The following is a 25,405-nucleotide window of genomic DNA, read 5'->3' on the forward strand; positions in this document are numbered from 1 at the left end:
GGGGAAAGCCGGGCGGTCAGCGCCCTATCAAAGCTCACATGCGAAGGGACCCGCCCGTGGAGATCACCGCCCAACACGTCTGGCTCATGATTTCAGCCGCGATGGTTTTGTTGATGACCCCCGGGCTCGGCCTCTTTTATGGCGGCATGACGCGCGCCAAGGCCGCCCTCAACATGATCATGATGAGTTTCATCTCGGCTGGCATCGTGGGCGTGGTGTGGGTTCTGTGGGGCTACTCCATGACCACCGGTGAGGGCGTTTTTGGCATTTTCGGCAACCCCTTTGCCAGTTTTGGGCTGCAGAACCTGATGGGTTCCCCGGACCTGATCAAGGCTGGGTACAGCGCCACGTTTGCGATCATCACCGTTGCACTGATCAGCGGCGCCATCGCGGACCGGGCAAAGTTCGGTGCGTGGGCCCTGTTCGTGCCGTTGTGGATCACGGTGGTTTATTGTCCTCTGGCTTACATGATCTGGGGCGGTGGCCTGATGAGCGCAGGCGGCGCCGTCACCGCTGTTTTCGGCCAAGTAATCGACTTCGCCGGCGGTGCGGTGGTGGAAATCAGCTCCGGAACTGCGGCACTGGTTCTTGCCCTCATCGTGGGTCAGCGGCACGGCTTTGCCAAGGACCCGAACCACCGCCCGCACAATGTTCCCTTCATCATGCTCGGTGCCGCCATTCTCTGGTTTGGCTGGTTCGGCTTTAACGGTGGAGCCGCCACTACGGCAGAGCAGGCGGGCCTGATTTGGGTGAACACCCTTGTGACTCCGGCGGCTGCGATGCTGAGCTGGCTGGTCACGGAGAAGGTCCGGCACGGCCACCCCACGTCCCTGGGAGCTGCGTCCGGCGTGGTGGCGGGACTGGTGGCCATCACCCCGTCCTGCGCCAATATCAGCCCGGTGGCCGCAATCGGCCTGGGCCTGGTGGCGGGTGCTGCCTGCGCCGTATTTGTTGACCTCAAATACCGCTTTGGGCTGGACGACTCCCTGGATGTGGTGGGAGTCCACCTGGGCGCCGGCCTCATCGGTACCCTGGCGCTCGGTTTCATCGCCCTCCCTGTTGACGGACAGGGCGGCGGCCTGTTCTACGGCGGCGGCTCCCAGCAGTTGATCGCCCAAACGGCGGCCGTGGTCATCACCCTGCTGCTGTCCGGGCTGGGAACCCTCGTGATCGGGCGGGCCATCAACAAGACCATCGGATTCAGGGTCAGCCGCGAAGCCGAGACCGCAGGCGTGGACCTGTCCGAACATGCGGAGAGCGCCTACGCGTTCGGTGAGACCGGTTCCGGCTTCAATCCCCTGCGGCCCGGCCTAGCCATTCTTCCCAGTGCTCCCTATGGTGCTGGGGAGCGGCCGGCCAAGGAAGATTCCTTCGCGTAACAGCCGACGCCGGCAGGTACGGCCAGGTTAGTCCGCAAGGATCTTGTACAGCGCGCGGCGGGTTTCATCAAGCTTCTCGATGGCAGCCGCACGCTGCTCTTCGGTGACGCCGCTGCGGAACTGGTGGATGACCCCCATGAGCTTGCCGATGCTTTGGTGGAAATCCCGGTCCAAGCTGTCCGGACCCGCGTTCCAGGCGTTCTCCATCTCCTCGGCGTGCTTCGCCACGTAGGCCCTGCCCGCATCCGTCAGGGCGAATTCGGTGCCGCGGCCTTCGCTCAGCGCCTCGATCAGGTCTTCATCCACAAGCTGCTGCAGTGTGGGGTAGATGGAACCTGGACTCGGGCGCCATGCACCGTCGGTCTTTTCCGCAATGGTCTTGATCAATCCGTAACCATTCGACGGTGATTCAGCCAGGAGCGAGAGGATTGCGGCGCGGACATCACCGCGGTTGGCACGCCTTCCGCCGCGGCCGAAGCCGGGACCGAAACCCGAACCAAAACCGGGACCGAAACCCGGGCCGAAACCTCCGCCGCGGTGCCCGTGCGGCCCCCTGCAGCCCCTGCCGCGCTGGAACTTGCCCCTGCCGAACTCCGGGCCTGGGAATCTTTCATCAGATATGCCTCGCATGCTGGCATCTTCCTTCCATTGAAGTGCTTACGCTTCTTTCTCAGCGATAGTTAACGATATGTCGTTAACTATCGCTGCGTCAAGGTTGAAGCGTGACCAAATCCTGACCTGACGGGCTATGGAAGACCCTCGGGCGCGGACGTATTCTTTTCACACCTCCAAGCTCCCGAGGGCTGATGCATGGCGAAGAAAAGGAAGCGCAGGCGCGGTTTCAGCGCCGGTGTGGGACGACTCCTGGGATTCCTGGCCGCGAGTATCACATGCGGAATCCTGGCCGCCGGCCTTGTGGTCCCGGCGGTGGCTGCCGCGGGACTGGGCGTCAGAAATTCCATCGGCTTTTTCGAAGGCCTGCCGGAAGAACTGACCGTGCAGCCGCCGTCGCAATCCACCAAGGTGCTGACGGCCGACGGGCAGACCATCGCCACCTTTTATGCGGAGAACCGCGTGCGGGTGCCCCTGGACCAGATGTCGCCCTATATCAAGGACGCGGTCATCGCGATTGAGGACAGCAGGTTCTACGACCATGCCGGGGTGGATCCTCAAGGCATTGTCCGCGCCCTCATCACCAACGTGACCAGGGGTGAGCAGCAGGGCGCTTCCACCATCACCCAGCAGTACGTCACCAACGTTATCAATGAGGCCCGCCTGTCCCAGGACCGCCCGGATGAGGTGATCCTCAGCGGGCAAAAGGACATCGGCGACAAGCTGCGCGAGATGAAGCTTGCCTTGGAGCTGGAGAAGAAGTTCAGCAAGGAGCAGATCCTTGAGGGCTACCTGAACATCGTGTTCTTCAACAGCGATGCCTACGGCGTGGAGGCCGCCGCGCGCTACTTCTTCAGCAGCACCGCCAAGGACCTCACGCTGCCCCAGGCAGCCCTGCTGGCCGGGCTGGTCAACAGCCCCACGTTCTACAACCCCGCAATCAACCCGGACAACTCGATGACCCGGCGCAACCAGGTGCTGGGCGAGATGCTGCGCCTCGGCAAGATCAACCAGGCGGAGCACGACCAGGCGGTGGCCACACCCATCGAGCTGAAGATCAATCCGGAGGGACAGGGCTGTGCCAATGCCGACATGGCCCCGTACTTCTGCGACTACATCTCGCACCTCATCCTTAACAACCCGGCCTACGGGCCGAACCAGACCGAACGCGAGCGGCGGCTGTACCGCGGCGGGCTCACCATTGTCACCACCCTGGACAGCAGGCTTCAGGCTGCAGCCCAGTCACAGGTGGACGGAACGGCCGGCCCGAACCCCGACCGGTGGGGTGCTGCCCTGGTGACGGTGCAGCCCGGGACCGGCAAGATCCTGGCAATGGCCCAGAACACTGTCTTCCTGCCGCAACCGGGCAAGTTCGATACGCACCTGAACTTCAACGTGGATGCCAAGGATCCCCAGGGCAACAACCTCAACGGGGCGGGCGGATTCCAGACCGGGTCCACCATGAAGCCGTTTACCTTTGCCCAGTGGCTGAACGAGGGCAAGCCCCTGACCGCGGAGGTGGATGCGTCCCAGCGTGTCTACCCGTTGGGATTCCCGTGGCGGTCAAGCTGCGGAAGGGTCCTGGGCGCTTACAGCACGGCGCAGAACAACCCCGAGCTGGGTGCTGCTGACGACCTGCAGAACGCCGAGGAGGGCTTCTACCGGAAGATGCCCATCAACTACGGCCTGTACAACTCCATCAACACCGCCACCTTCGCTTCGGCGACACAGCTGGATTTCTGCGGCATCCAGAAGATGGTCGATGCTGTGGGGCTGCACAACGGGCATGACGGCTCCCCGATCAACATGCACCAGCTGGGTAACCTGCTGGGGGCCACCAACGTGGCTCCGCTGCACATGGCCAACGCTTTCGCGACCTTTGCGAACGACGGCCGTTACTGCACGCCGATCGCCATTGTGGAGGTTACCGACGCTAATGGCGGCAAGCTGCCCGGCCAGCCCGTGGAGTGCAGGGATGCCGTGAAACCGGACGTGGCACGCGGCGTCAATAGCGTCCTGCAGGATGTCCTGGTAAGGGGCTCGGGCTTCTGGATCAATCCCAAGGTCCACGAGAAGGTGCCAACAGCTGCCAAGACCGGCACGTCCAACAACAACGGCGCCACTTGGATTGTTGGTTACACCACCGGACTGTCCACCGCGTCCTTCTTCGGTGATGCGCTGGAGAGCCAGCAGCGGTCGGGCCAGAATGTCACCATCAACGGCACGTTCTACCCCCGCCTCGACGGCTACATGATCGCCGGGCCGCAGTGGGCCAACTACATGGTGAACGTGGCGCCCTTGTACCCGGCTGCACCCTTCCCAGCCCCTCCCCCGACCATGATCGGCCCGAACCCGACGCCGCCTAAGCCCTAGTAAGCCAGGCATTTATCCTGAGCCGCGCCTCAGTCAGCCCGCTGGTCCCGCGCGGCCCAGCACTTGGACCATGGCGCGTTGTGGTGCCTCTCGTCCCGGTCTCTTATTCGTGGCAGGGAGACACCGTGTGCCGGGCAGCGGTGGTGCCGCGGATGTGTAAGTGTGGCCCGTTGGCGTTTTCAGCTGCACTGTGTGCCGGGCGCCGGGGAGCGGGAGTGGTCTGGCTGACCAGCCGGGTGTTTCTTTGGTGTGGTTGCAGGCTTCGCAGAGGCCCTGGCCGTTGCCGGCGCTGGTGGGTCCGTCTTTGTGCCAGGGGATGATGTGGTCGTCGTGGCGGATCGGCGCGTCACAGTACGGGGTCCGGCAGACATCGTCCCTGACTTGGATAAAGCGGCGGAGTCCGGGCGGGAAGAGCCGGGCCCGTGAATCCATCGCGACCAGCTCCCCGGTGCCCGGCGCGCTGTAAAGCCGCCGGACCCAGGTCTTCAGCTCTTCACCTCCCGCCGGGCCCGCAACAGCAATTCTTCTTGCCCATTCGGCGGGGACGGTGCCGTAGCCGGTCAGGCGGGCCGGTTCGCTGTCGCCCTGCAGGAGGGTACGGTCGGTCATCACGAGCTGGATTTCGATGCTGCTGACCCCGCCCTCAATGCCGGTGGCTCTTTCAACGAGGGTGTCGGCCATGATCTGGCCCTTGCCCCGCTCATCTCCCGCAGCCCGGAGCGTGTCGGCTTCCTTGACCAGCGCGGCGTACACGGCCACGCCCTGGGCGACGGGCAGCAGCGCGGTCACCCGCGCCATGGTGTCCGGCGCCGGGCGCAACGACACGGTCCGTTCGTTCACCGCGTGGCTGGCCCGCTTGGCCACCGACCGCGGGTCCCTCCGGTACGCCGCCGCCTTCACGGCGGAGATGATGGCACGTTCTCCGGCGCCGTCGAAGGTGCCGGTGTCGGCGGCGAGTTCCTCATCCACCCCGGCCCGGTCCTCCACCGACAGGCACACTGTCTCTTTCACCACTAGCGTGGTGCGCCACTCATTCAACCGTCCCGACCGGAACGCCGCGTATGTGCGCGGCATCCCGGTCAGGGCCCTGGCCAAGCCCAGCAGCCTCCCGCCCCGGGTAGGGGACTCCCGCCGCGCCAACGCCACCTGCGCCGCCACCCCGGCGCCCTGCTCCCCGGCAGGGACACCCGCGGCCGCCTGCTCCCGCCGCTGCTGCAGATCAAAAGCAACAGTGACCTCGGCCTGCCGCGCCGCCGCCAGCGCCTTCACATCCTCAAAGTGCCGCAGCTGATCAACCATCCCCGGACCATCAGACGCGACAGGAACAGCAGCCAGAATCCTCAGCGCATCGGCAACAGTGGGGGGTCTACCGCTCCCCACAACCGCTGCCCCAAACGCCTCCATGAACAAAGTCTTCCAGCAGGCACCGACAAAACCGGCCAGCCAAAAGCCCCATGTGGAAAACGACCTCTGCCACAATGAACGGCGTGAAAAGCCTCGAAACCGAGCGGTTGATCCTCCGGCAGTGGGAGCCGGAGGATGCGGGCTTTGTGCTGGACCTGTACTCCCGCTGGGAGGTCCAACGGTTCATCGGGAACCCTCCGCAGGCCATGGCGGACCGGGCCCAGGCAGAGGATCGGATCCGGGCCTGGCGAGCCATGGACCACCCCGTCCACGGGGTCTGGGCAGTCGGGCTCAAGGACCAAAACATCCTGGCCGGAACCCTGCTCCTGAAGGACATCCCCGCGTCAGGCCCGCTGCCCCTGCAGCCGTCAGGAGATACGGAGATTGGCTGGCATTTCCACCCCGACTTCTGGGGCCACGGCTACGCCACCGAAGCTGGCAGGGCGGTGCTTGATTACGCGTTCGCAAGTGGCCTGCCCAAGGTGGTGGCGGTGACGGCCCCGGCCAACATCGCGTCGCAAAAGGTGTGCACCCAGATCGGCCTGCGCCACCAGGGCGAGACCGGACGTTACTACAACATGCTCTGCGAGCTCTTCGAACTCAGGCGGGCTGCAACCTAGCCCGTCCCCTTCCACAGCCGCTGCCAGAACGTCCGGCGTTCCTCCGGCTCCGCCGGCGCCTCCTGGGCCGTGCGGGCGGCACGCCGCTGGCGCCAGCGCTCCACTTCCTGGTCCACGTCGCGGGTCTTGGTGATCACGGGCGGGCCTCCCTGCAGCTGCCGGCGGGCGTAGATGACGCGCCGGTTGAAGTCCTGCAGCAGCTCGCGGACCTGCTGCTCCGTGTACTGCTCGTCGAGCTTGGAGTCGAGTTCGGCGTCCTCAGTCCGCAGCAGGATGGCAGGCGGGCCCAGGCCGCTGACGTTCTCGCGTTGCAGCAAACCCTTGACCCACCAGTCCGGGTCGTAAGACTCGCCCAGCCCCGGAATCGGTTTACCGGCGTACTTGAGGTTGTCGAACTTGCCCTGCGCCATGGCATCCCGGACCAGGTACTCCGCCCTCGCGGCATCACTGACCTTACGGCGCTTCTCCCGCTCCTTCTCATCAAGGGCGTCGAGGGCGGCTTCCTCCTCGGCACTGATGCCCGCCCCCCGGTGGGATCGAAGCTCGGCGGCACGCTCCAACCGCTTCCGGAACTCTTCGGATCCGCTGGCCATTCATGCCACCGCCTTCCAGGTTTCCGCTGCCTTATCCAAGTATTTCGAAGCCTTCCGCAGCCTTCAACGCCTTCCCGGACAGGGTCGGAGAATACGTTTCCTGGCGGTGCGATACTCGGTCCTATGCCCAACCCCGCAAGCTCTTCGCCTGCCGCCCTGCCCGTCGTCCACAAACCGTGGGAATCACCCCTGGTCCTCCCGGACATGAGCAACACGACGGACCGCCACGAAAGGTTCCGCGTCACCAGCCGCTACATGGAGGTGGAAGGGAAACCTGCAATCCCCTTGTCGGGCGAGCTGCACTACAGCCGAGTGGACGCTGCAGCGTTCGTCAGGGCGTGTGCCGAGGTGGGGCTGGACGTGGTCCTGCGCATCGGGCCGTGGTGGCACGGCGAGGTCCACAACGGCGGTTTCCCTGACCGGGTCCAGCAGGCTCCGGTCCAGCACCGCACCAAAGACCCCTCATACCCGGATCTCGTGAAGCGCTGGTTCGGCTACCTGGGCGAGGAACTGGCCGGACTCCTGGGCCCGAACAGCAACGTCATCGGCATCCAGCTGGAAAACGAGCTGTACGACCAAGGCGGCGAAAACAAGGGGAAGGCGTACGACGGCGGGACGTCCCGCCGTCGTACGCCTTCCGTTAAGCGTTTGCGGGCTCGGCGAGGATGCTGTCGATCTGTCCGACGGCCTCCTTGAGGCCCTCTTCCATGCCCATCTGCACCATCTGCTCCAGCTGTTCCTCTGACTCGAACGTGGAAAGGATGGTCATCCGCGTCCGCTCCCCCACGGGCTCAAGGGTGACGGTGGCGTGGCTGGTGCCGAACTCGCCCGTGGGGTTGCCGTCGCTGTCGGCGAAGCCGTCGTTGAACTCGAGCTGGCGCGGCGCCTCGATGCTGGTGAACTCCCACCAGCCGTGCGCCTTGTCCCCCTCCGGACCGGTCATGTAGTAGCTGGCCCTGCCGCCCGGCACGAAGTCATGCTTGTAGAAGGTTGCCGGGTAGGTGGGCGGTCCCCACCACCGCTCCAGCTGCCGCGGGTCCTCGAAGAGCTGCCAGACGCGTTCCGCGCCGGCGTCGAACTCGGCAACCAGGGTAAGGCTCAGGGCCTCGAAGTTCTTATCCGTACTGATGACTGTCATGGCAATGCCTTCCTAACCTTCAGCGAGAATGTCGGCCATCCGGGCGGCGCGCTGGTGCCAGATCTGTTCATATTCGTCGAGCAGCCGCAGGGCTTTCTGCAGGCCTTCACGGTTACCCCGCACAATCTGCTCCCTTCCGCGCTTCTCCTTGGTGACCAGGGAAGCACGCTCCAACACCGCAACATGCTTCTGGACTGCGGCGAAACTCATGGCGTAGAGCGCTGCGAGGCCCGAAACAGAGTATTCCCCGACCGTTACACGACGGACGATATCCCGGCGCGTGGTGTCGGCGAAGGCCTGGAACAGACGGTCCAGTTCGGTTTCGCGGAGCTGATCTACAACCATTTGGTTGTACAATATGCCCGTCCTGCAGCAGTGTCAACGGGTTCCAACCCCCCTTTCGCCGTGCAGGACGTGAGACAACGGGGACGGTAGGTTGAAGCCCATGAGCATCTTCCTCGCCGGCGCCGGCCCGGACCCCCTGGCCTTTCCCGACCTCTTTGACCGGTTCGCCCAGGAGGTATCAGCAAAGGTCGGCGGGGCCCGGCACGCCCGCATCGCCGTCGTCGTCCACGACCGGGGCGGAAATCCTGGAGCCCGCCTGCCTGAGTACGTGGAGCCGCTCCGGGCCAGGCTTTCGTTCGAACCGGTTGAGGTGCTGCTGGGCCTGGACGGCGCCTCCGTTCCGGCCATGTTCGACGGCGTCGACGGCGTGGTGGTGGGCGGCGGCCTCACTCCCGCCTACATGGCGGGCCTTGCCGGCGCAGCGGAAACAGTCAGGCAGGTGGTGGCGGGGGGCGCTTCCTACTTGGGCTTTTCCGCCGGGGCGATGGTGGCACCGGGGCGGGCACTGGTTGGCGGATACCGGGTGGACGGCCGGGAAGTGTGCGGTGAGGAATGCTCCGAAGGGCTCGACGCGCTGGACATCCGCCCCGGCCTTGGCCTGGCCCCCTTTGCCCTGGACGTGCATGCGGCGCAGGCCGGAACACTGGGACGCGCCGCCGGTGCTGTGGCGGCCGGGCTGGTGGATTGGGCTGTTGCCATTGACGAGGACACGGCCCTCGTCCTGCCCGCTGCGGGTTCAGGGGATTATGAAGTGATCGGAGCCGGGCATTGCTGGGACATCCGGACACCCGGCGGGGCCTCCGGCGCTGCCTCAGGGTCCGCCGTCGTCACCATGCTCGCGGCGGGTTAGTTCCCGGGGCATTGCCTATTCGAAGTGCGTTTCCACGCGGTCGCCGGACAGCTGCTCGATGAGGTCCTTGGCAACGTCGCGCAGTTTGCGGTTGCGGTTGCTGGAAACCCTGGTGAGGATCTCCATCGCCTCGGCCTGGGTGCAGCGGTTCTGTGCCATGATGACGCCGCACGCCAGATTGATGGCAGTCCTGCTCTCCAGGGCCGCTTCCAGGTCTTCCGCCCGGTTCTGGGCAGTGTTGATCCGCACGGAAAGATGCATCGTATCGTGGGCAGCCGCCGCGAAACCGACAGCTTTTTCATACACGTCCGGCGTGAAGGCGCCCGGCTTCGCAGCGAAGAAGTTGAGCGCGGCCCGGGCGTCACCGTGCACCTCCAGGGGAACGCCCAAAGAACTGAAAACGCCCGCATCCGCAAATTTGCGTGTCAGCTCCGGCCATCTGGAGTCAATGGTGACGTCATCGATTATCACCGGAGTCAGCTCCCGCAGCGCCTTGATGCAAGGACCATCGCCTACGACCTGCTCCAGGCGGTCCAACTCTATTGCCCGCTCGCTGCTGCCTGCAGCGGTGGCTGGTTTGCGCTGCAGCTTGAGAGTGACCGCGCACTCGATGTGGTCATTCGCGGCAGCCGAGACGGCCGCCGCGGCCATGCCTGAGAGCCCGGCGAGGAATTCAACCACGTTTCCGGCGCCGACCAGGATTTCCTGCAGCTGTTGGACGGACTCGTTATCGGCAGTACTGGACATGGGGCAATCTTACTGCCCCGCGCAACAGCCGTACTTGTATTACGCGGCTGTATCAGAAACCGCTGCACCGGCGTACGGTCGAGACTGGGAGACTTTGGACGGAGGTGATATCGATGAAGGACCACCCGATCCCAGCGGAAGGCCATTCCGGCCCATCGGCCGACACCAACCTGACACTGCAGGAAATGGTCCTGGAAAGCCGCGACATCAGGGACTTCCTTGCGGAACTGGCCGTCCTGGCGGCCTCCCGGCTGTCCGTTACCGGGAACACCATCCATGCTGGCGTCACGGTGCTCCGGCGGAAACGGGCGGAGGCAGTCGCCGCCAGCGACGCTCCCGCCCGCGCACTGGATGAAATGCAGAACGGATTCGGTGACGGCCCCTGCCTCACTGCCTTGCGGACCGGGAGCACGGTGCTGGTTCCGGACCTTACAGCCGAGCGCCGCTGGGCCCCGTACGTCCGGGCCGCGACCAAGCAGGGCGTGTGCTCCATCCTTGCCGTCCCCCTGGACCTGGCCGGTAACGCCGAGGCCGTCCTGAACGCCTATTCCGGCCGGAGCAACGGCTTTTCGGGCGAGGACATCGCCACAGTGGAAGGATTCGCAGCACAGGCAGCAAGTTCGCTGCGGCTGGCGGTCCGCATCACACAGCTGAACGAGGTCCGGGACGACCTTGCGGCGGCAATGCAGTCGCGGATGGTCATCGACATGGCGCTCGGTGCCATCATGGCCCAGAACCGGTGCACGCGGGACGCTGCGGTCACCATCCTCATCGAGGCGTCAAACGTCAGGAGCATCAAACTCCAGGATGTTGCGGCGGCCGTGATCATGAACATCTCAGGCGAGACGGATATGGCTGGCCCCTTCGGCGAATGATCGGAAGCGCTGCGTCACCATCGAAACCGTGCCGCCCTTGCCGTTGTCCCCAATTGGGTAGCACCAAGTGTCGTTTTGAGCCCCGAAAACGACACTTACTGCTACCTACTTGGGGGACGTGATGAGACTCACTTGCAACAAAGCGCATTTTGGTTGAGAGCGCCCTTTCGGTTTGGGCACCATGGAGGGACAGGGCAGGATCCGCTCCCGCCCCGACCATCCTGGTGACGCAATGGGGCCCACCGGCGCGCCTTCCGGCGTTCGCAGCCCCAGTGCACAGCAGGCCGACTTCCCGGCCGCAAGGGCCGGACCGATGCAAGGAAGTACTGAACAATGACGTTTGACGCTGCCAACTCTGTCACCCACAAGATCTGTGACCGCTCCGACGTGCACGCCACGCTGGACACGCTCGTTGAGGACCTCGCCGTCCGCCACAACACCGCCAAGAGCAACATCGCCGTCACCTGCAGCGGCCCCAACACCTTCACGCTCAGCCTGGGCTCCGGCGTTTAGCCACCAGCGCAGGGTCCGCCGTTTGCCCGGTGGGCTTGCTCACATCTCCCCTTGAATGCTTGCCATTCCACCGGCAGCCATGCAGGATGGAGATATGGGAATGCGCTTTCCCAAAAAGCTTGTCCTCACAGACGAGGGCACGGCCGGACATGATCGGGCCGCCAGACCGCAAGAAATGGAAGTTGAATAATGACGTTCGATGCCCCTGATTCCGTAACCCTCAAAATTTGGGATAAGGCTGCGCTCCACCACACACTGGATTCCGCGATCAGTGACCTGTCCGCCCGGCACAACACCACCACCTGCCGGATCGCAGTAACCTGCAGCGGCCCCAACACCTTCACGCTGAGCGTGCACGGCGAGGACCGGGCCCTGGTAACCGCCTAGGCGGCAAGCACGCTGGAAGGAAGCGGAGGGGGTTTCAGGCCATGGTGCCCGCCGCGGCCCGCCTGCATACTGGACGGGTGACGGTTCGCAGATGGCGGGGGTCCGGGAAGCAACGGGGACCCAGCGAGGTCTGGTCCGACTGGACAGCCGCAGACGATGCCGGAGACACGCGCATCGCAACGGCCCTGGCCGCTGAGATGCTGTGCATTGCCCCGGACTCCTTCTACGCCTGGTACCACGCCGCGCTGCTGTCCAAGGCACTGGGCCGATGGGCCGAGAGCCTGGAGCGCAACGCGCGCGCTGTTGAGCTTTTCACGCCCACCGAAGCAGAGGATTTCGACGGCGTCAATCCCGCCGCCTGGAACCTCGGCATCGCCGCGACTGCCCTGGGTGACTGGGCCACGGCCAGGCGGGCCTGGGAGGCCTACGGCATCCAGGGTATGGGCAGCGGGTTGGACCCGATCGACGTGGACTTTGGTTTGGCACCGGTCCGGCTGAATCCGGACCAGCCGAGCCTTCCCCATCAGGTGCTGCCAGCGGCCGGAACCACCGAGGTGGTCTGGTGCTGGCGCAGGAGCCCCGCGCACGCGGTCATCGCCAATGTTCCGCTGCCGGAGTCCGGACACCGGTTCCGGGACGTCCTCCTGCATGACGGCGAGCCGAAGGGGTTCCGCAGGCTCGGCGGGCAGGACGTGGCGGTGTTCGACCAGCTGGAACGCCTGGAGGATTCGGGCCTGATCACCTGGCAGGCACAGGTAACGGGTGCTTCAACGGACGACCTCAGGGAGCTGTTCGGCCTGCTGGAGGAGCGGGGACTGGGCGTTGACGACTGGTCCGCCATGCGGATGCTGTGCCCGGAATGCTCCCGGGGCATCCCCGACGCCGGACATGACCACACCGCGGCACCTTCCGGCGTGAACCGGTTGGGCCTGGCGGGCCCAGAGTCGGAGCTGGACCGGGGGCTGAGCGACTGGCTTGCCCCGCGGCCTGCAGTGCACCTCGACCTGGCGCTGCTCTGGTAGGTGCCTCGTGCGGCTACCGGGCGGCAAGTAGACTTTGGAACATCCACCGGAAGCGCCACCACAGCATAGGGACGTGATGAGGCAGCAATCCCAGGCGCAAGCCGACCTGCAAGGGGCGGGAACGGGGAAACCCACCCGCGCAACACTGGCTGTTGTCCCGGCGGCCCTTGTCTCGGCGTCGGGCTTTCTTCTCTTTGCCCGCGAGGACCGGTTCTCCGGTTTCCTCCTCCTTGCCGCCGCGCTGGTGCTCGCCGGCTTTGTCAGCCGCAAGCTCCTGATCGACCTGGCCCTGATCGGGGTGGGCCTGACCGCCATGAGCCTGGTCCCGATCACCACGGACATCAGCACCGAACACATGGCCGTGATGGGAACGGCGATGCTCCTTGCCGTCGGCATTCCCTACGCCGTGTCCCGGTTCATCACCAAGGACCACGCCATCCGCTTCCCCATCAGGACCGGTCAGCCATGGACCCGGGCCGAGAAGTGGTACCTCCCGGCGGTGCTGGTGATCGGGTATGCCCTGATGCCGGTGTACATGATCCGTACCGGCGTCTACAACAACTGGCCGGCGGTCAGCGACTTTGACGGCATCGCCCGGCTCTTCCTGGGGACGAACGTGCTGGGCATCTGGGATGAGCTGTTCTTCATCTGCACCACGTTCACGCTGCTCCGCCGCCACCTCCCGGACTGGCAGGCCAACCTGCTGCAGGCCGTCCTGTTCACCTCCTTCCTCTGGGAACTCGGCTTCCATGCCTGGGCGCCCTACTTCATCTTCCCGTTCGCCCTGCTGCAGGCCCGGCTGTTCACGGTAACCAAATCGCTGTCCTACATCGTCAGCGTCCACCTGCTCTTCGACTTCGTGCTGTTCCTGGTGCTGATCCACGCCCACAACCGGGAGTGGATCGACATCTTCCTGTACTGACGGCAGGAGATTCCATGGCTACTGCTGGCGACGAAACAGCGGGCCCGGGGAAGCGCGGCCGAAACTCATTTGTGTCATGACAGTTTGGGGGTTGCCGGAACCGGCCCCGTACCCTTGCTTAGGCATACCTAAGAAGAAGGGCTGACCGTGCATCCCACTCCCCCGGAAAATCCGCTCCGTGCCAGGTGAGACGTTCCGCGGCCCCTGGGGCATTCCCCACCTGCGCGCGGACTCTGTGGCTGATCCGGCCAAGGACCGGGTGGTGGCGGAACCGGACGCCCGGAACAGCAAGGCGGTGGGCCGCTTCCTGCGGTCCGGGTTGGAACCCGGCCCGAAGGTGCAGCTTCCCGACAAGGAGGCCCAGCTGGTCTTCCTGGACCGGGACAAGTTCGAATTCCGGGCGGCGGAGCAGGGCTGAGGCGCCCTACTCCTCGCCGTTGTCCTGCGCTTCGGGGTATTTCGCCATCGCCTCGCAGGCCTGGTTCCAGCGTGCGTTGAACGCGTGCCGGCTGAGCGGCGCGAACATGCCGTCCAGCACCTTTTCCACTGCGTCATATGCGGCGTCCCGGGCTCTTTCCTGCGCCGCCGGGGTGTAGTAGTTCATGACAGGAATTCGTTGCGGTTCCGCGGCCGGATGGGTCCTAGCCTGCCGGCCGGAGCGAGGTGATCATCCGCCGGATGTTCTGGTACTCGGTGGTGTCCATGTACTTCCTGGTTTGTTCCAGGTAGGGCAATCCTTCACCACCCGGAGTCCTGTTGTTGTCCGGGTTGTAGAAGGCGCCGAACATGGCGGCGGTGGGCGGCCACGTGAAGAAGTGGAAGATGGGGCAGGCGGCCTCCCCGTCGGGCGCGGGGACCGAGGTGATGCCGTACGCGGCCGCCGGGGTATCGGCCGGGCCGGGAGCCGTGGCGTCGCCGCGGGTTTCAAAGACGAACCGCGGAACGTCGCCGTTCTGTGCCAGGGCCGGCAGCTGCTGCGATTCAAACTCCATGTACGGGTACTTCTCAATGCAGGTCGAGCCCGTGGCCATGTTGGTCCGCAGGGTGGCCAGCGGCCTTCCTGCCTCATTGGTGACTTCCGCGAAGGCGCCGCCGCCCTCGGGCAGCTCCCCGGCCGGATCCCGCACGTTCCACGTCGCGGGCAGGTCGAATGCCAGCTGGCCGTCCGCCGTCGTAAAGGTCTTCAGCGAGCCCTTCGGTGAGGTGGGCGAGGGCTCTGCGGTCGCCGTGGCCGTGGGCGGGGCCGACGGCGGTGCTTTCCCCGGCGTCGCGGGTGGCACGCTGATCATGGTCGGCGTGCCGGATACTGTCGCCGTCGAGACCGGCGGCGAGGGCTGCGGGCTGCCGCATCCGGCAACAACCACGGCAACCAGAACCATTGCGGGAAACAGCCCGCGGGACCTTTCCATCACACCCTCCGGTACGAAAATGGGGTACGAAAAACTGGTCCTTCAATTGTGGGAACCACAGGCGGCCATGGAACCGGGAGTGCCTTGATTGCCGCTGAACCGTTGCGGCGCATAACAAAAGGACTTTGCGGTTGAGGCACGACGGCGGGCAGCCGCCTTTTCGGTGGCTGCCCGCCGTTGCGCGGTTCCCGGGCTAGAGGGTGGCGGTGTCGATCACGAAGCGGTAGCGGACGTCCGATGCCAGGACACGTTCGTATGCATCATTGATCTTGTCGGCCGGGATCACTTCGATCTCGGCTCCGATGCCGTGCTCCGCGCAGAAGTCCAGCATCTCCTGCGTCTCACGGATGCCACCGATCATGGAGCCGGCGAAGGACCGCCGGCCGCCGATCAGGGCGAAGGCGTTGACCGGAAGGGGCTCTGCGGGGGCACCCACGTTGACCAGTGCACCGTCCAGCTTCAGCAGCTGGAGGTAGGAGCTGATGTCGATCGAGGCGCTGACGGTGTTGATGATGAGGTCGAAGCTGCCGGCGAGGTCCTTGAAGGTGTTTTCGTCGCTGGTGGCGTAGTAGCTGGTTGCGCCCAGCTTCAGGCCGTCCTCCTGCTTCTTCAGCGACTGCGACAGGACGGTCACGTCGGCGCCCAGGGCAGCAGCCAGCTTGACGGCCATGTGGCCCAGCCCGCCCAGACCGACGACGGCAACCTCCTTGCCGGGTCCGGCGCCCCAGTGCCGCAGCGGGGAGTAGGTGGTGATGCCGGCGCACAGCAGCGGTGCGGCGACGTCGAGGTCCAGGCCTTCGGGAATGCGAACGACGAAGTTTTCGGTCACCACCACGTGGGTGGAGTAGCCGCCCTGGGTGATGGTGCCGTCGCGGTCAACGGCGCCGTAGGTGCCCACGTTGCCCTTGAGGCAGTACTGCTCCTCGCCCTCCAGGCAGTTGGCGCACTCCTTGCAGGAGTTGACCATGCAGCCGACACCAACGCGGTCGCCCACCTTGTGCTTTGTCACCTCGGATCCCACTTCAGTAACAACGCCGGCGATCTCGTGGCCGGGCACCAGCGGGTACTGCTGCGGGCCCCAGTCGCCGCGGACAGTGTGGATGTCCGAGTGGCAGATGCCGGCGTACTTGATCTGAATCAGGACATCGTGCGGGCCCACTTCGCGGCGCTCGATGGTGGTGGAGACGAGGTCCTCGGTTGCTGACGGGGATGCATAAGCCTTGACGGTGGTCATGGTTCTCCTGTGGATCGTATGGGGGTCTCTAAAAATGCTACCGGGGGGTAAACCGGGCAAACCCGTCATTTATGCCGGTAGCGGTGGCCCTGCTGTAACTGGTTCTGCCAGTACCACCCTTGGCTTTTGCGATCCGTCGTAACGTTCTGTCTATGGATAACCGAGCCGAGGTAAGGCAGTTCCTCTCCACCCGCCGCGGCCGCATCACGCCGGAACAGGCGGGGCTGGAGCCGTACGGCGGCCGGCGCCGGGTGCCGGGGCTGCGCCGCGAAGAGGTGGCCCGGCTGGCCGGCGTCAGCGTTGACTACTACACCCGGCTGGAACGCGGGAACCTCTCCGGTGTTTCGGACAGCGTACTTGACGCCATTGCGCGGGCGCTGGAGCTGGACCGCGCAGAGCATGACCATCTCTATGACCTGGCGCGGGCGGCCAACACCTCCGGCAGGAAGCGGACGGCAACTCCCGCCGGCACACGTGTACGTCCCGAGCTCCAGTACCTCCTGGACACCATCACCGGCGCGCCCGCCTTCATCGGGAACAACCGGATGGACATTGTGGCTGCGAATACCCTGGGCTACGCGCTGTATTCGGACATGTACCGCGGACCGGCCCGCCCGGCCAACCATTCGCGTTTCATCTTCCTGGATCCCCGCGCGCACAACTTCTACACCGAGTGGGAACGCGCCGCGAACACCAACGTGGCCATCCTCCGCCGTGAGGCCGGGCGCAACCCCCACGACAAGGGCATCGCCGAACTTATCGGTGAGTTGTCCATGCGCAGTGACGATTTCCGTACTCTCTGGGCGGCGCACAACGTCCGGCGGCATTACGCGGGGACCAAGATCTTCCGCCACCCGGTGGTGGGGCTTCTCGAGCTGAATTACCAGGTTTTGGGGCTGGAGGAGGACCCTGGCCATTCCCTGACGGTTTTTCCGCCAACCCCCGGCAGCCCCACCGAGGAGTCGCTGAAGCTCCTCGCGTCCTGGGCTGCCACGGAGAACATCGTGGAACTGGCCCTGGCGGGCACGCGGGGCTAACCCGCGGGCCTATCCCAAGGGGACCTCGAGGATCCGGTCGTCGCCGGGCTCGGGGTCGCCCCGCCCGTCCGTGTTGTTGGTCAGGAACCACAGCCTGCCGCCCGGGGATACCGTTACATCCCGGATGCGGCCGTACTCGCGGCTGTAGTGCTCAGTGGACGTCGAGGGATCGGACACCGGGACGGACCGCAGCACCTGCCCGCGCAGGTTGGCGATGAACAGCGTTCCACCGGCATGCGCCATTCCGCTGGGGCTTGCTTCGCCCGGCTGCCACTGCTGCACGGGATCCACAAACCCTTCCCGGCCCGCAATCCCTTCCACCGCGGGCCAGCCGTAGTTGGCGCCTGCTTTGATGATGTTGAGCTCGTCCCACGTGTTTTGGCCGAACTCGGTGGCGAACATGGTGCCGTCGTCCGCCCAGGCCAGGCCCTGCGGGTTGCGGTGCCCGTAGCTGTAGACCAGCGATCCCGGGAACGGGTTGTCCGCTGGCACTTCACCGTCGGGAGTCATGCGCAGGATCTTGCCCGCCAGCGATTCCCGGTCCTGCGCACTGTTGCGCCGGCTCGCGTCCCCGGCCGCCACGTACAGCATGCCGTCGGGACCAAAGGCGATCCGGCCGCCGTCGTGGACACTCGCTGACGGGATGCGGTCAAGGAGCGTGTCCGGCTGCCCCAGCGACAGGGAACCCGGCGATCCCGCGACCGGATAGCGCTGGACGCGGTTGCCCTCCTGGCCCGTGGAATAGACGTAGAGGTCCCCGTCCGTGCCTACCGCCAGGCCCAGGAGCCCGGATTCCCCGCGGGCTGCCACGCCTTGCACGGTTCCGATGGGCCGGGAGGAGCCGCCAGGCGCGAGTTCCAGGATCTGTCCGCTGTTCCGCTCGCTGACCAGCGGGATCCCGTTGCGGAAGACCACGGACCACGGGGCCTCCAAATCTGCCGCGATTTGTTGGGGCGTTCCGGCGATGGTGGCTGCAGCGGTGGGCAATGCTTCAGCGGCAGGAGCAGAGGTTGCCGGGGCTGACGCAGTGGGCGCCGGCTGCGTCGCGGAAGGAGAACGGCCGGTGGCCGGTTCAGGGGCCGGGACGGCGGTGCAGCCTGCCAGCAGCACTGTTGCCGCGATGGCAGCTGCTGCAAGAACCGGTTCACGCACGTGCTTCCCCCTTTGTTGCTGTCCTGCGAATCATCTTCCCGCACTTCCCAGCCAGGTTATTCTCGGATGCTGAAGTGTCCGGTGCAGAATCCTCCGGCGCTGTAGCGGCCGCGGGACCTCCCGCCGTCGTCCGCTCCTCCTAAAGTGGCGCGGGTCCGGGACATTGACCCAGAACTTTCCTAGACTGGCGAATGGAGCTAAGCCAAGACGGAAGGATTGCAGGATGAGCGGAGTAGTTGTTGTAGGCGTGGACGCCAGCGCATCAGCCCGGAAAGCCGCGGAAGTTGCCCTCGGCCTGGCGGAGGCGCTGGGCGCCTCGCTCCATGTGGTGACGGCCTTCGAGGCCGAGAATGCCGAGACCTTCGGCGTGGGCTCGGACCAGGTGACCGTCTACAGCGCCGACAGCGCGGAACATGTGGCCAAATCCCTGGCAGTGTCGAAGCCGAATGTCGAAGTCACGCACTTTGCCGCCCGCGGCAAGCCGGCCGACTCCCTGATCAAGGAAGCCATCCGCCTGGATGCCCGGCTGATCGTGGTGGGGAACCGCAGGATGCGCGGCATCGGCCGGCTCCTGGGCAGCGTTGCCAACAGCGTGGCGCACAACGCCCCCTGCGACGTCTACATCGCCAACACCTACGACGACTAACCCCCACGAGTTTCGTCCAGATGTGCAGGGCTGAAGTGCCCGGAAGCCTGCATATCTGGACAAAAACTACGCTGGATTAGCGGGTACTGGCTCCCCGGGCCGGTTCGCGGTTTTCCCGGAGCTCCTTGTCGAGCTCGCTGAGGCAGTAGTCCTTGAACCAGTGGCGGATGCCCTGCGGCAATCTGGGGTAGACGACGGCCAGGACCTGCAACGTGCGGTCGAAGCGGCGCTGCCGGCGTTCGTTCCAGGGCAGGCCGAAGTCCTTCCGCAGTTGCTCCGGAAGGAACCCGGCGGTCAGGAACCGGGCGGGCGGGATGATAGCGCGGTACCAGAGTGCCGTGTGCTTGGGGTACAGCAGCCCGCGCCCCACCCGCACGCCTTCGTCCTCCGCCCGCAGCGTGGCGATGCGCCCGTCCCAGTAGCGGCGGAACGCGGCCCGGTCCTCGGGCCACAGCCCCGGCGGAAGCTGCAGGACGGTGCCGATCCGGGCATAGTCCCGGTACATCGCATCCGCGGACTCGTCGTCGAGCGGGCCGTAAATCTTCTCGATGATGGTAACGGCGGTGTCGTAGAGCGTGGCCACCACCCACAGCTGCAGCTGGGGGTCGTAGGCGTTGTAGCCGGGCGACGTGTCATTGTCGCCCCTGCGGACCGGCACGTGCGCCCGGTTCACCTTCCGCCGGACCGCATTCACCTGTTCCTCGGTGCCGTAGACGACGGCGTAGACGTAGGTCAGCGTCCCCTTGAGCCGGTTGACCGGCCGGCCGACAAATGTGCTGTGCTCATGCACGCCGCGGCCCACTGCCGGCTCGGCGAGCTGCAGCAGCAGGGCACGCCCGGCCCCGGCAAGCAGGATCACTTCCGCGCCGTAGTCGGCCATTCCCCGCACCATTTCAACAGGGTACCGGAGCACAACGGAAGCGGACGACGGCGGGACCCCCTCCGTCGTCCGCTTGCCGTTGACCGGGCTACTTGAGCGCGCCCTCCCGCACCTGCGCCGGTTCGAACCGGGCGCCGGCACCCGGGAACGCGGGCACCTCGATCCGGGCATGCGTGTGTATGTCCGTGGCAGTGGCTTTGGTGTGCTGCGCGATCTGTTCCATGGTGGTCACTGACATCCCGTCCATATCCTTGATTCGCTCGATCAGCTGCTCCAGGGCGACCGCCTTGGAGGGCCGGCCGAAGATGAACGGGTGGTTGGTCAGGACGAAGCAGCTGCCCTGCGATTGGTGCGCCTCGGCCTCGAGGGTCCACATCTCCAGCACCTTCGCCGGGCTTTCGATCACACCGCTGCCGGTCACGCCGGGGTAGAACGCATACTGCTCCCACTCGTCCAGGGTCCAGTCCACCGGGATCTCGACGATGTCCCGGGGGTCATCGGCAGCGACGGCGAAGCGGTAGGGGGCGTCGCCGTCGAGCAGGCTCCAGTCGTAGAGGAAGCGGCGCAAAAAGAGGGGCTGCCGGCTAACCTGGCAGCCCCTCAAGGAAAAGCGAACGACGGCGGGTGGGCCCCGCCGTCGTTCTCTTCACTCTGGATTATTGTCCTGCTCGGGATTCCCCTCGTCCGGATGGCTCCGGTGGTGGGCTTCCTGGAGGTGCTGGTCCAGCTTTTCCTCCGCCTCGCGGCGGCGCTGGCCAATCGTGCGCATCTGCCCGGTGGTAATCGCCGAGTGTGCATGCAGATGCGGGCCTGAATCGTGCGGGCTGCCGCCTTTGCCTTCTTGCATAGTCACATCGTCCCACCCCGCAGGGTCCGCGGCTAGGCTGGGCCGGGCCCGCCGGCTCAGCTGGAGGCGTCCTTCTCAATTTCCTCGGCCAGCTCGTCCACATCCTCGGGACGCATGTCAATGCCTTCTTCCTCGAGGCGTTCCTCAAGGACATGGCTGACGTCGTCCTGGATGTGGCCGAGCAGGATCTCGCCGCGGATTTCATCGGCAATACTGTCCGCGGTCTCGGCGGGGTCAACCGCTTCGGCGCTGTCGACGTCGGAAGGGAGGCCAGTGTCATCGGCTGAATCAGTCATACCACCCTGTTACCCCTCCACCGAACCGGCAAACAGGGGGTGCGGGCCACCTGGACCATTGGTATTGCCCTCAAAGGGCCATGCGCCCAACACGGCCAGCGCACTGGTCCAGGTTGTTACCTGCCGTTTCAGGCCCGCACAACCACTGTAGGCGTACGACGGCGTGACCTCCCGTCGTCGTCCGTTTCTCTTTTGGGTGCCCGCGGCCCGTAAGCGCTTCACTGCGAGCGCTTGCTGTTTCTGCGTCCAATCGACAGGCCCGCCCAGAAAGCCAGGACCAGCAGTCCGGCGACGGCGATGGCCAGTCCGACCTGCGTTCCCGGGCTCAGGAAAACCAGGCCGCTGCCGGAGAAAGGCTCGTTGCTCAGCGGTGCATAGGCGAACCAGCCAAAGCTGATTTCCCGGCTCCTGGTCCAGGCCACCATGCCCCCGACCAGCACCGCGACGACACCCAGCAAAGGCACGACGGCGGCGCGGGCTTGGGTGCGCCTGGACGGTGGGCGTTCCTCAGGTGTGTTGTTGACCCCCATGCAGGCGAGTCTAGCCTTCCCCGCCCGCCCCTTTTCGCGGCTGCCGGCCAGGTCTAGGCTGGGCGGATGCTGACCATCGGAACCATTGTCCTCGGCGTCAACCACGTCGGCCGCGCCACCGAGTTCTGGCATGCCGCCCTGGGCTATGTCCCGCGGGAACCCGGCGACGAGACGTGGGTGACCCTGGCGCCGGCGTCGGGATCCGGAGCCCAGCTGTCCCTCATGCTGAGCGAAACGCCGACGCAGGACCATCCGCGCATCCACCTGGACCTGTATGCGGATGACCAGGCTGCGGAGGTGGAGCGGCTGGTCTCGCTCGGCGCCCGGCACGTGGACTGGGACCTGTATCCGGAGGACCCGGACTTCGTCGTCCTGCAAGACCCGGACGGCAACCGGTTCTGCGTCATCGACAAAAGCCCGCGGTAGCGCCGCCGTCGAACGCCCTCCCCCGCTTCCGCCTTGCTTGAACTCCCACATGCTAAGCGTGCTTAGTATATTGGAGTGACCTGTCCGAAACGACGGCCGGAGGATTCCGGAGGGAAGAGGTAACCATGGCCACCAGTCCAATTGTTGCGCCGAAGCGGATGGGGGAAGCATGGGCTCCGTAGTTATTTTTGCCCCGTCCCCGGTCCTGACCGTCACGGTCGAGGACGTGGAAGGCACCGCCGATATCCACCTCCATGCCGGCGGACAGGGCGTATGGCAGGCCCGCATGCTCAAGACGCTTGGCACCGAAGTGACCATGTGCGCGGTGTTCTCCGGTGAAACCGGCGGTGTCCTGCAGCACCTGATCGAGGATGAGGGCGTGATGCTGTTGTCCGTCACGGGCGAAGGCAGCAGCGGCGCCTATATCCATGACCGCCGCAGCGGTGAACGGGACGTGGTGGCCGAATCGGCCGGCCACCGGCTCACCCGGCACGAACTGGACGAGCTCTACGGGCTGACCCTGCAGGCCGGGATGAAGGCACGCACCGTGATCCTCAGCGGCACCGGCCGGGAGGACTCGGTCCCGCCGGACACGTACCGCCGGCTGACCGCGGACCTGCGCACCGCAGGCTGCACCGTCATCGCGGACCTGGCCGGCGAGCGGCTGAAGGGCATCCTGGAGGGCAAGCCGACCGTGGTGAAGATGTCCGACTCCGAAGTTGTCGAGAGCGGCCGCGCCGAAGAATCGGAAACGGGCCAGCTGGTTGAGGCGATGCACGCGCTCAACCGGGAGGGCGCGGAAACGGTGATCATCACCCGTGCGCACGAACCATCTTTGCTGTTGCACGACGGCGAGGTGAGCGAAATCCACGTCCCGCAGTTCGAGACCGTGGAAACCAGCGGCGCCGGTGATTCCCTCACCGCCGGCATTGCCGCGGTCCTGGCCGACGGCGGCACGCTCCACGACGCCGTCGTCATGGGCACGGCGGCCGGCGCGCACAACGTGACGCGCCACGGCCTGGGTTCCGGCGAGGCATCAGTCATCCACGAGGTGGCCAAGCTTGTAAAGATCGTTCCCCTGGACACCAGCGGGACTGAACCGGCGCAGCAGGTCAGCCCGGACGAGCTGGCACGGAAGCTGAGGACGTCATGAACCAGCCCACGCGTGTTTTGATCACCAACGATGACGGCATCGCCTCCCCCGGCCTGCACGCCCTGGCTGCCGCGGCAGTCCGCGCGGGCTTGGACGTTGTGGTGGCGGCCCCGGCCTCCGAGGCCAGCGGCAGCAGTTCCTCGATCACCGCTGTGGAGGAGGACGGCAGGATTTCGGTTGAAGAGCGCGAACTGGAGGACCTGGACGGGGTGAAGGCCTTCGCCGTCCACGGTGCGCCCGCGTTCATCACGATGATCGCCACCCACGGCGCGTTCGGGACCCCGCCGGACATTGTCCTGTCCGGGGTGAACCGCGGAGCGAACGTGGGCCGCGCCATCCTGCATTCCGGCACCGTGGGCGCGGCCCTGACCGCCGGCGTCAACGACGGCCGCGGAATGGCGGTCTCCCTGGATACCGGCCTCAATCCGGATGCGCTGCACTGGGACACGGCCGCCCAGCTGGCCACCGGGCTGCTGCCGTTCCTGATGGAGCAGGATCCGGGGTGCGTGCTGAACTTGAACGTGCCCAATAGCGCCGGACTTGAGCTGCCCGAGTACCGCACCGCTACGCTGACCCGGTTCGGCATCGTGCAGACCACCCTGGCCGAGCGGGGGCAGCAGCACGTGCGGCTGGCGATCGCGGACACAACCGAGAAGCCCGATCCGGACAGCGACGCCGCACTGCTGGCGGCCGGGTACGCCACGGTGACCGCGCTGCAGCCGGTCACCGGGATAGCGCTCCCGTCCCTGGACTCGCTGCCGCGCGCCGCGTCGGGGGCTTAGGGCGGAAGGTTCTCCAACGGAAGCGGACGACGGCGGGACCTCCCGCCGTCGTCCGCTTTCCTTTTGTGGTGCTTGCCTTAGCCGCGCTTACAGCGTGGCGGTTTCTTCCTCGCCCAGCCTGGTCAGGCGGAGTTCGTCCTCCACGGCACGGGCCGGCCAGTAGTCCTTGGCGAGCTCGTCGGCCCAGATCCTGTCCGCGTCCGGGAACAGTTTGGGGAGCAGCCCGGCCGCCTGCAGCAGGGCGATCAGGGCGAGGGTCCTGGCGTCGGGCTTTGCAGGGTCAGGCTTTGCGGTGGGGTTGGCCCCGGTTCCGGCATCATTCTCTGCCACGGGATCGGGAACTTTCGGCTGGACGGGGGCTGCGGTGAACACGGCCTGGATCTTCTCGATGAGTGCCGCCTCCGGCGCGTGGTCCTTCTCCGGGTACCGCACCCTCCGGAACAGGCCCAGGTGCTTGTCGCCGGCACGTTCCACGATGCTCCGGGATACCATCCCCTCGTAGTTGCGCTGCACCAGGGCATGGCCCTCCAGGATGGAAACCCACCGCTGCGGAGTATGGGGACGCGACTTCCCGCGGATCAGTTCCAGCTCCTGCTCAAGGTCGGTTTCCGGGGTGGTGCCGGTAGCCCTTACGTGCTTGCCCTCAAGGTCGATGGCACCCAGCAGGTCCAGCTCCGCCAGGACCGCCCCGGCCACCGCGGTCCTCAGGGCGAACACCGGCACCTCTGGCTTGCCGTCCTTGTCATTCGTGGCCAAAAGCAGAAAAGCCTGGGGAAGGCTGAGTTCCGCAGGCTTGGGCGATTCCGTGTTCATAGCAATATGGTGCGCCGGTGGGGCGGCCGCCACAATGGCCCGCTTCATTCATCAGCTTTCCTGATGAGTATTGTGCAGGAAACGTTGCTTTTGTATACGCCTGCTGAAGGACATACTGGGACGCAGAGCCACACCGGCCGATGCACGCGTCCCTGCCAAACGAGCCACGGAGTCACAAAGAAGTGATGAAGAACCGCACTCTGCGCCACCCGTTCCCCAGCAGCACACACTCAGCGAGAAGCCGGGAGGCGAGAACCGGCGAGCATTGCCCCATCACCGGCTGGTGGGTTCCGGCCGGGAAGGAAGCAGACGCGCTCTTTCTGTCTGAGGGAAGCATCATGCCGTCCCGCCTGGGGCATTCCACGTCCTGGTCGCTGCTGACAGGCAGGTAAATTTATGGGCGATGATTTCCATTGCCCG

Annotated in this window: 31 protein-coding genes and 1 pseudogene; 16 read left to right on the plus strand and 16 right to left on the minus strand. The window is 65.7% G+C overall.

Going from position 1 to position 25,405, the window contains the following annotated elements; all coding sequences use genetic code 11:
• Positions 1–56 precede the first annotated feature (56 nt).
• Positions 57–1,379, plus strand: a complete 1,323-nt coding sequence (locus tag ACLH0K_RS15240; protein ID WP_411374386.1) for an ammonium transporter — start codon at positions 57–59, stop codon at positions 1,377–1,379.
• Between the two features lie 27 nt (positions 1,380–1,406).
• Here the strand turns inward: ACLH0K_RS15240 and ACLH0K_RS15245 are convergent, their stop codons facing one another.
• Positions 1,407–2,009: a PadR family transcriptional regulator gene (locus tag ACLH0K_RS15245; RefSeq protein ID WP_411374387.1), complete on the minus strand. Its 603-nt coding sequence runs from the start codon at positions 2,007–2,009 to the stop codon at positions 1,407–1,409.
• A gap of 180 nt (positions 2,010–2,189) precedes the next feature.
• Between ACLH0K_RS15245 and ACLH0K_RS15250 the strand changes: the two genes are divergently transcribed.
• Positions 2,190–4,364, plus strand: coding sequence for a transglycosylase domain-containing protein (locus ACLH0K_RS15250; protein WP_411374388.1), 2,175 nt, complete (start codon positions 2,190–2,192; stop codon positions 4,362–4,364).
• Positions 4,365–4,397: 33 nt separating this feature from the next.
• Here the strand turns inward: ACLH0K_RS15250 and ACLH0K_RS15255 are convergent, their stop codons facing one another.
• Positions 4,398–5,768, minus strand: coding sequence for an HNH endonuclease (locus ACLH0K_RS15255; protein ID WP_411374389.1), 1,371 nt, complete (start codon positions 5,766–5,768; stop codon positions 4,398–4,400).
• A gap of 74 nt (positions 5,769–5,842) precedes the next feature.
• Here ACLH0K_RS15255 and ACLH0K_RS15260 point away from each other — a divergent pair, with 74 nt between their 5' ends.
• Positions 5,843–6,388 carry a GNAT family N-acetyltransferase gene (locus tag ACLH0K_RS15260; protein WP_411374390.1) on the plus strand — a complete coding sequence of 182 codons (546 nt, stop codon included), beginning with the start codon at positions 5,843–5,845 and terminating at the stop codon, positions 6,386–6,388.
• On the opposite strand, the gene ACLH0K_RS15265 is transcribed toward ACLH0K_RS15260, so the two are convergent.
• Positions 6,385–6,981, minus strand: a complete 597-nt coding sequence (locus ACLH0K_RS15265; RefSeq protein ID WP_411374391.1) for a DUF1992 domain-containing protein — start codon at positions 6,979–6,981, stop codon at positions 6,385–6,387. The two genes, ACLH0K_RS15260 and ACLH0K_RS15265, sit on opposite strands and share 4 nt — an antisense overlap.
• A gap of 123 nt (positions 6,982–7,104) precedes the next feature.
• Here ACLH0K_RS15265 and ACLH0K_RS15270 point away from each other — a divergent pair, with 123 nt between their 5' ends.
• Complete coding sequence (locus ACLH0K_RS15270; RefSeq protein ID WP_411374392.1) at positions 7,105–7,677, plus strand: beta-galactosidase; 573 nt, start codon at positions 7,105–7,107, stop codon at positions 7,675–7,677.
• Here ACLH0K_RS15270 and ACLH0K_RS15275 read toward each other — a convergent pair.
• The gene (locus ACLH0K_RS15275; RefSeq protein WP_411374393.1) at positions 7,622–8,119 is read right to left on the minus strand and encodes an SRPBCC family protein; all 498 of its coding nucleotides are present in this window, start codon (positions 8,117–8,119) and stop codon (positions 7,622–7,624) included. The genes ACLH0K_RS15270 and ACLH0K_RS15275 overlap by 56 nt on opposite strands.
• A gap of 12 nt (positions 8,120–8,131) precedes the next feature.
• Positions 8,132–8,464 (minus strand): ArsR/SmtB family transcription factor, encoded by a 333-nt coding sequence (locus ACLH0K_RS15280; protein WP_411374394.1) that lies wholly within the window; start codon positions 8,462–8,464, stop codon positions 8,132–8,134.
• A 100-nt stretch (positions 8,465–8,564) separates the two neighbouring features.
• Here ACLH0K_RS15280 and ACLH0K_RS15285 point away from each other — a divergent pair, with 100 nt between their 5' ends.
• Positions 8,565–9,314 (plus strand): hypothetical protein, encoded by a 750-nt coding sequence (locus ACLH0K_RS15285; protein WP_411374395.1) that lies wholly within the window; start codon positions 8,565–8,567, stop codon positions 9,312–9,314.
• 15 nt (positions 9,315–9,329) lie between these two features.
• Here ACLH0K_RS15285 and ACLH0K_RS15290 read toward each other — a convergent pair whose 3' ends face one another.
• Positions 9,330–10,061, minus strand: coding sequence for an ANTAR domain-containing protein (locus tag ACLH0K_RS15290; RefSeq protein ID WP_411374396.1), 732 nt, complete (start codon positions 10,059–10,061; stop codon positions 9,330–9,332).
• A 113-nt stretch (positions 10,062–10,174) separates the two neighbouring features.
• Here ACLH0K_RS15290 and ACLH0K_RS15295 point away from each other — a divergent pair, with 113 nt between their 5' ends.
• The 6 genes from ACLH0K_RS15295 to ACLH0K_RS15320 all read left to right on the plus strand — a co-directional run bounded on the left by ACLH0K_RS15295 (position 10,175) and on the right by ACLH0K_RS15320 (position 14,198).
• Entirely contained in the window at positions 10,175–10,936 is a 762-nt protein-coding gene (locus tag ACLH0K_RS15295; protein ID WP_411374397.1) for a GAF and ANTAR domain-containing protein, read from the plus strand.
• A gap of 333 nt (positions 10,937–11,269) precedes the next feature.
• On the plus strand, positions 11,270–11,449 hold the full coding sequence (locus tag ACLH0K_RS15300; protein WP_411374398.1) for a hypothetical protein: 180 nt from the start codon (positions 11,270–11,272) through the stop codon (positions 11,447–11,449).
• Between the two features lie 189 nt (positions 11,450–11,638).
• A complete protein-coding gene (locus tag ACLH0K_RS15305) occupies positions 11,639–11,836 on the plus strand; it encodes a hypothetical protein (RefSeq protein WP_411374399.1) in 198 nt (65 codons plus the stop codon).
• Positions 11,837–11,913: 77 nt separating this feature from the next.
• Positions 11,914–12,858: a tetratricopeptide repeat protein gene (locus ACLH0K_RS15310; RefSeq protein ID WP_411374400.1), complete on the plus strand. Its 945-nt coding sequence runs from the start codon at positions 11,914–11,916 to the stop codon at positions 12,856–12,858.
• Between the two features lie 76 nt (positions 12,859–12,934).
• The gene (locus ACLH0K_RS15315) at positions 12,935–13,780 is read left to right on the plus strand and encodes a type II CAAX prenyl endopeptidase Rce1 family protein (RefSeq protein ID WP_411374401.1); all 846 of its coding nucleotides are present in this window, start codon (positions 12,935–12,937) and stop codon (positions 13,778–13,780) included.
• A 178-nt stretch (positions 13,781–13,958) separates the two neighbouring features.
• Positions 13,959–14,198 (plus strand): hypothetical protein, encoded by a 240-nt coding sequence (locus tag ACLH0K_RS15320; protein ID WP_411374402.1) that lies wholly within the window; start codon positions 13,959–13,961, stop codon positions 14,196–14,198.
• Between the two features lie 6 nt (positions 14,199–14,204).
• On the opposite strand, the gene ACLH0K_RS15325 is transcribed toward ACLH0K_RS15320, so the two are convergent.
• From ACLH0K_RS15325 to ACLH0K_RS15335, 3 genes are all read right to left on the minus strand, one after another.
• Entirely contained in the window at positions 14,205–14,384 is a 180-nt protein-coding gene (locus tag ACLH0K_RS15325) for a hypothetical protein (protein WP_411374403.1), read from the minus strand.
• Positions 14,385–14,421: 37 nt separating this feature from the next.
• Positions 14,422–15,189, minus strand: a complete 768-nt coding sequence (locus ACLH0K_RS15330; RefSeq protein ID WP_411374404.1) for a hypothetical protein — start codon at positions 15,187–15,189, stop codon at positions 14,422–14,424.
• A gap of 193 nt (positions 15,190–15,382) precedes the next feature.
• The gene (locus ACLH0K_RS15335; protein WP_411374405.1) at positions 15,383–16,423 is read right to left on the minus strand and encodes an NAD(P)-dependent alcohol dehydrogenase; all 1,041 of its coding nucleotides are present in this window, start codon (positions 16,421–16,423) and stop codon (positions 15,383–15,385) included.
• Between the two features lie 152 nt (positions 16,424–16,575).
• Here ACLH0K_RS15335 and ACLH0K_RS15340 point away from each other — a divergent pair, with 152 nt between their 5' ends.
• A complete protein-coding gene (locus tag ACLH0K_RS15340) occupies positions 16,576–17,460 on the plus strand; it encodes a helix-turn-helix transcriptional regulator (protein ID WP_411374406.1) in 885 nt (294 codons plus the stop codon).
• A gap of 9 nt (positions 17,461–17,469) precedes the next feature.
• On the opposite strand, the gene ACLH0K_RS15345 is transcribed toward ACLH0K_RS15340, so the two are convergent.
• Complete coding sequence (locus ACLH0K_RS15345) at positions 17,470–18,612, minus strand: PQQ-dependent sugar dehydrogenase (RefSeq protein WP_411374407.1); 1,143 nt, start codon at positions 18,610–18,612, stop codon at positions 17,470–17,472.
• A gap of 223 nt (positions 18,613–18,835) precedes the next feature.
• On the opposite strand from ACLH0K_RS15345, the gene ACLH0K_RS15350 reads away from it, so the two are divergent.
• Entirely contained in the window at positions 18,836–19,258 is a 423-nt protein-coding gene (locus ACLH0K_RS15350) for a universal stress protein (protein ID WP_411374408.1), read from the plus strand.
• Between the two features lie 76 nt (positions 19,259–19,334).
• Here ACLH0K_RS15350 and ACLH0K_RS15355 read toward each other — a convergent pair whose 3' ends face one another.
• The 5 genes and pseudogenes from ACLH0K_RS15355 to ACLH0K_RS15375 all read right to left on the minus strand — a co-directional run bounded on the left by ACLH0K_RS15355 (position 19,335) and on the right by ACLH0K_RS15375 (position 21,811).
• Entirely contained in the window at positions 19,335–20,150 is an 816-nt protein-coding gene (locus tag ACLH0K_RS15355) for an oxygenase MpaB family protein (RefSeq protein WP_411374409.1), read from the minus strand.
• 76 nt (positions 20,151–20,226) lie between these two features.
• Positions 20,227–20,703 (minus strand): annotated as a pseudogene (locus ACLH0K_RS15360) (polysaccharide deacetylase); the annotation flags it as partial.
• 81 nt (positions 20,704–20,784) lie between these two features.
• Complete coding sequence (locus ACLH0K_RS15365; protein ID WP_411374410.1) at positions 20,785–20,985, minus strand: hypothetical protein; 201 nt, start codon at positions 20,983–20,985, stop codon at positions 20,785–20,787.
• Positions 20,986–21,041: 56 nt separating this feature from the next.
• Positions 21,042–21,281: a hypothetical protein gene (locus ACLH0K_RS15370; protein ID WP_411374411.1), complete on the minus strand. Its 240-nt coding sequence runs from the start codon at positions 21,279–21,281 to the stop codon at positions 21,042–21,044.
• Positions 21,282–21,499: 218 nt separating this feature from the next.
• On the minus strand, positions 21,500–21,811 hold the full coding sequence (locus ACLH0K_RS15375) for a hypothetical protein (protein ID WP_411374412.1): 312 nt from the start codon (positions 21,809–21,811) through the stop codon (positions 21,500–21,502).
• A 66-nt stretch (positions 21,812–21,877) separates the two neighbouring features.
• Here ACLH0K_RS15375 and ACLH0K_RS15380 point away from each other — a divergent pair, with 66 nt between their 5' ends.
• From ACLH0K_RS15380 to surE, 3 genes are all read left to right on the plus strand, one after another.
• Positions 21,878–22,237: a VOC family protein gene (locus ACLH0K_RS15380; RefSeq protein WP_411374413.1), complete on the plus strand. Its 360-nt coding sequence runs from the start codon at positions 21,878–21,880 to the stop codon at positions 22,235–22,237.
• Positions 22,238–22,406: 169 nt separating this feature from the next.
• Positions 22,407–23,390 (plus strand): 1-phosphofructokinase family hexose kinase, encoded by a 984-nt coding sequence (locus ACLH0K_RS15385; protein WP_411374414.1) that lies wholly within the window; start codon positions 22,407–22,409, stop codon positions 23,388–23,390.
• The gene (gene surE, locus ACLH0K_RS15390; protein WP_411374415.1) at positions 23,387–24,172 is read left to right on the plus strand and encodes a 5'/3'-nucleotidase SurE; all 786 of its coding nucleotides are present in this window, start codon (positions 23,387–23,389) and stop codon (positions 24,170–24,172) included. Before ACLH0K_RS15385 ends, surE begins: the two co-directional genes overlap by 4 nt.
• 87 nt (positions 24,173–24,259) lie before the next feature.
• Here the strand turns inward: surE and ACLH0K_RS15395 are convergent, their stop codons facing one another.
• Positions 24,260–24,985, minus strand: a complete 726-nt coding sequence (locus ACLH0K_RS15395; RefSeq protein ID WP_411374416.1) for a GOLPH3/VPS74 family protein — start codon at positions 24,983–24,985, stop codon at positions 24,260–24,262.
• Positions 24,986–25,405: the final 420 nt, after the last annotated feature.

Source organism: Arthrobacter sp. MPF02 (assembly GCF_046605375.1).
Taxonomy (GTDB): Bacteria; Actinomycetota; Actinomycetes; order Actinomycetales; family Micrococcaceae; genus Arthrobacter.

Bases quoted from the DNA above. Each gene is read 5' to 3' on its own strand.
- ACLH0K_RS15245 (WP_411374387.1), bottom strand. From the start codon at position 2,009: ATGCGAGGCATATCTGATGAAAGATTCCCAGGCCCGGAGTTCGGCAGG.
- ACLH0K_RS15250 (WP_411374388.1), top strand. From the start codon at position 2,190: ATGGCGAAGAAAAGGAAGCGCAGGCGCGGTTTCAGCGCCGGTGTGGGA.
- ACLH0K_RS15255 (WP_411374389.1), bottom strand. From the start codon at position 5,768: ATGGAGGCGTTTGGGGCAGCGGTTGTGGGGAGCGGTAGACCCCCCACT.
- ACLH0K_RS15260 (WP_411374390.1), top strand. From the start codon at position 5,843: ATGAACGGCGTGAAAAGCCTCGAAACCGAGCGGTTGATCCTCCGGCAG.
- ACLH0K_RS15265 (WP_411374391.1), bottom strand. From the start codon at position 6,981: ATGGCCAGCGGATCCGAAGAGTTCCGGAAGCGGTTGGAGCGTGCCGCC.
- ACLH0K_RS15270 (WP_411374392.1), top strand. From the start codon at position 7,105: ATGCCCAACCCCGCAAGCTCTTCGCCTGCCGCCCTGCCCGTCGTCCAC.
- ACLH0K_RS15275 (WP_411374393.1), bottom strand. From the start codon at position 8,119: ATGACAGTCATCAGTACGGATAAGAACTTCGAGGCCCTGAGCCTTACC.
- ACLH0K_RS15280 (WP_411374394.1), bottom strand. From the start codon at position 8,464: ATGGTTGTAGATCAGCTCCGCGAAACCGAACTGGACCGTCTGTTCCAG.
- ACLH0K_RS15285 (WP_411374395.1), top strand. From the start codon at position 8,565: ATGAGCATCTTCCTCGCCGGCGCCGGCCCGGACCCCCTGGCCTTTCCC.
- ACLH0K_RS15290 (WP_411374396.1), bottom strand. From the start codon at position 10,061: ATGTCCAGTACTGCCGATAACGAGTCCGTCCAACAGCTGCAGGAAATC.
- ACLH0K_RS15295 (WP_411374397.1), top strand. From the start codon at position 10,175: ATGAAGGACCACCCGATCCCAGCGGAAGGCCATTCCGGCCCATCGGCC.
- ACLH0K_RS15300 (WP_411374398.1), top strand. From the start codon at position 11,270: ATGACGTTTGACGCTGCCAACTCTGTCACCCACAAGATCTGTGACCGC.
- ACLH0K_RS15305 (WP_411374399.1), top strand. From the start codon at position 11,639: ATGACGTTCGATGCCCCTGATTCCGTAACCCTCAAAATTTGGGATAAG.
- ACLH0K_RS15315 (WP_411374401.1), top strand. From the start codon at position 12,935: ATGAGGCAGCAATCCCAGGCGCAAGCCGACCTGCAAGGGGCGGGAACG.
- ACLH0K_RS15325 (WP_411374403.1), bottom strand. From the start codon at position 14,384: ATGAACTACTACACCCCGGCGGCGCAGGAAAGAGCCCGGGACGCCGCA.
- ACLH0K_RS15330 (WP_411374404.1), bottom strand. From the start codon at position 15,189: ATGGAAAGGTCCCGCGGGCTGTTTCCCGCAATGGTTCTGGTTGCCGTG.
- ACLH0K_RS15335 (WP_411374405.1), bottom strand. From the start codon at position 16,423: ATGACCACCGTCAAGGCTTATGCATCCCCGTCAGCAACCGAGGACCTC.
- ACLH0K_RS15340 (WP_411374406.1), top strand. From the start codon at position 16,576: ATGGATAACCGAGCCGAGGTAAGGCAGTTCCTCTCCACCCGCCGCGGC.
- ACLH0K_RS15350 (WP_411374408.1), top strand. From the start codon at position 18,836: ATGAGCGGAGTAGTTGTTGTAGGCGTGGACGCCAGCGCATCAGCCCGG.
- ACLH0K_RS15355 (WP_411374409.1), bottom strand. From the start codon at position 20,150: ATGGTGCGGGGAATGGCCGACTACGGCGCGGAAGTGATCCTGCTTGCC.
- ACLH0K_RS15365 (WP_411374410.1), bottom strand. From the start codon at position 20,985: ATGCAAGAAGGCAAAGGCGGCAGCCCGCACGATTCAGGCCCGCATCTG.
- ACLH0K_RS15370 (WP_411374411.1), bottom strand. From the start codon at position 21,281: ATGACTGATTCAGCCGATGACACTGGCCTCCCTTCCGACGTCGACAGC.
- ACLH0K_RS15375 (WP_411374412.1), bottom strand. From the start codon at position 21,811: ATGGGGGTCAACAACACACCTGAGGAACGCCCACCGTCCAGGCGCACC.
- ACLH0K_RS15380 (WP_411374413.1), top strand. From the start codon at position 21,878: ATGCTGACCATCGGAACCATTGTCCTCGGCGTCAACCACGTCGGCCGC.
- ACLH0K_RS15385 (WP_411374414.1), top strand. From the start codon at position 22,407: ATGGGCTCCGTAGTTATTTTTGCCCCGTCCCCGGTCCTGACCGTCACG.
- surE (WP_411374415.1), top strand. From the start codon at position 23,387: ATGAACCAGCCCACGCGTGTTTTGATCACCAACGATGACGGCATCGCC.
- ACLH0K_RS15395 (WP_411374416.1), bottom strand. From the start codon at position 24,985: ATGAACACGGAATCGCCCAAGCCTGCGGAACTCAGCCTTCCCCAGGCT.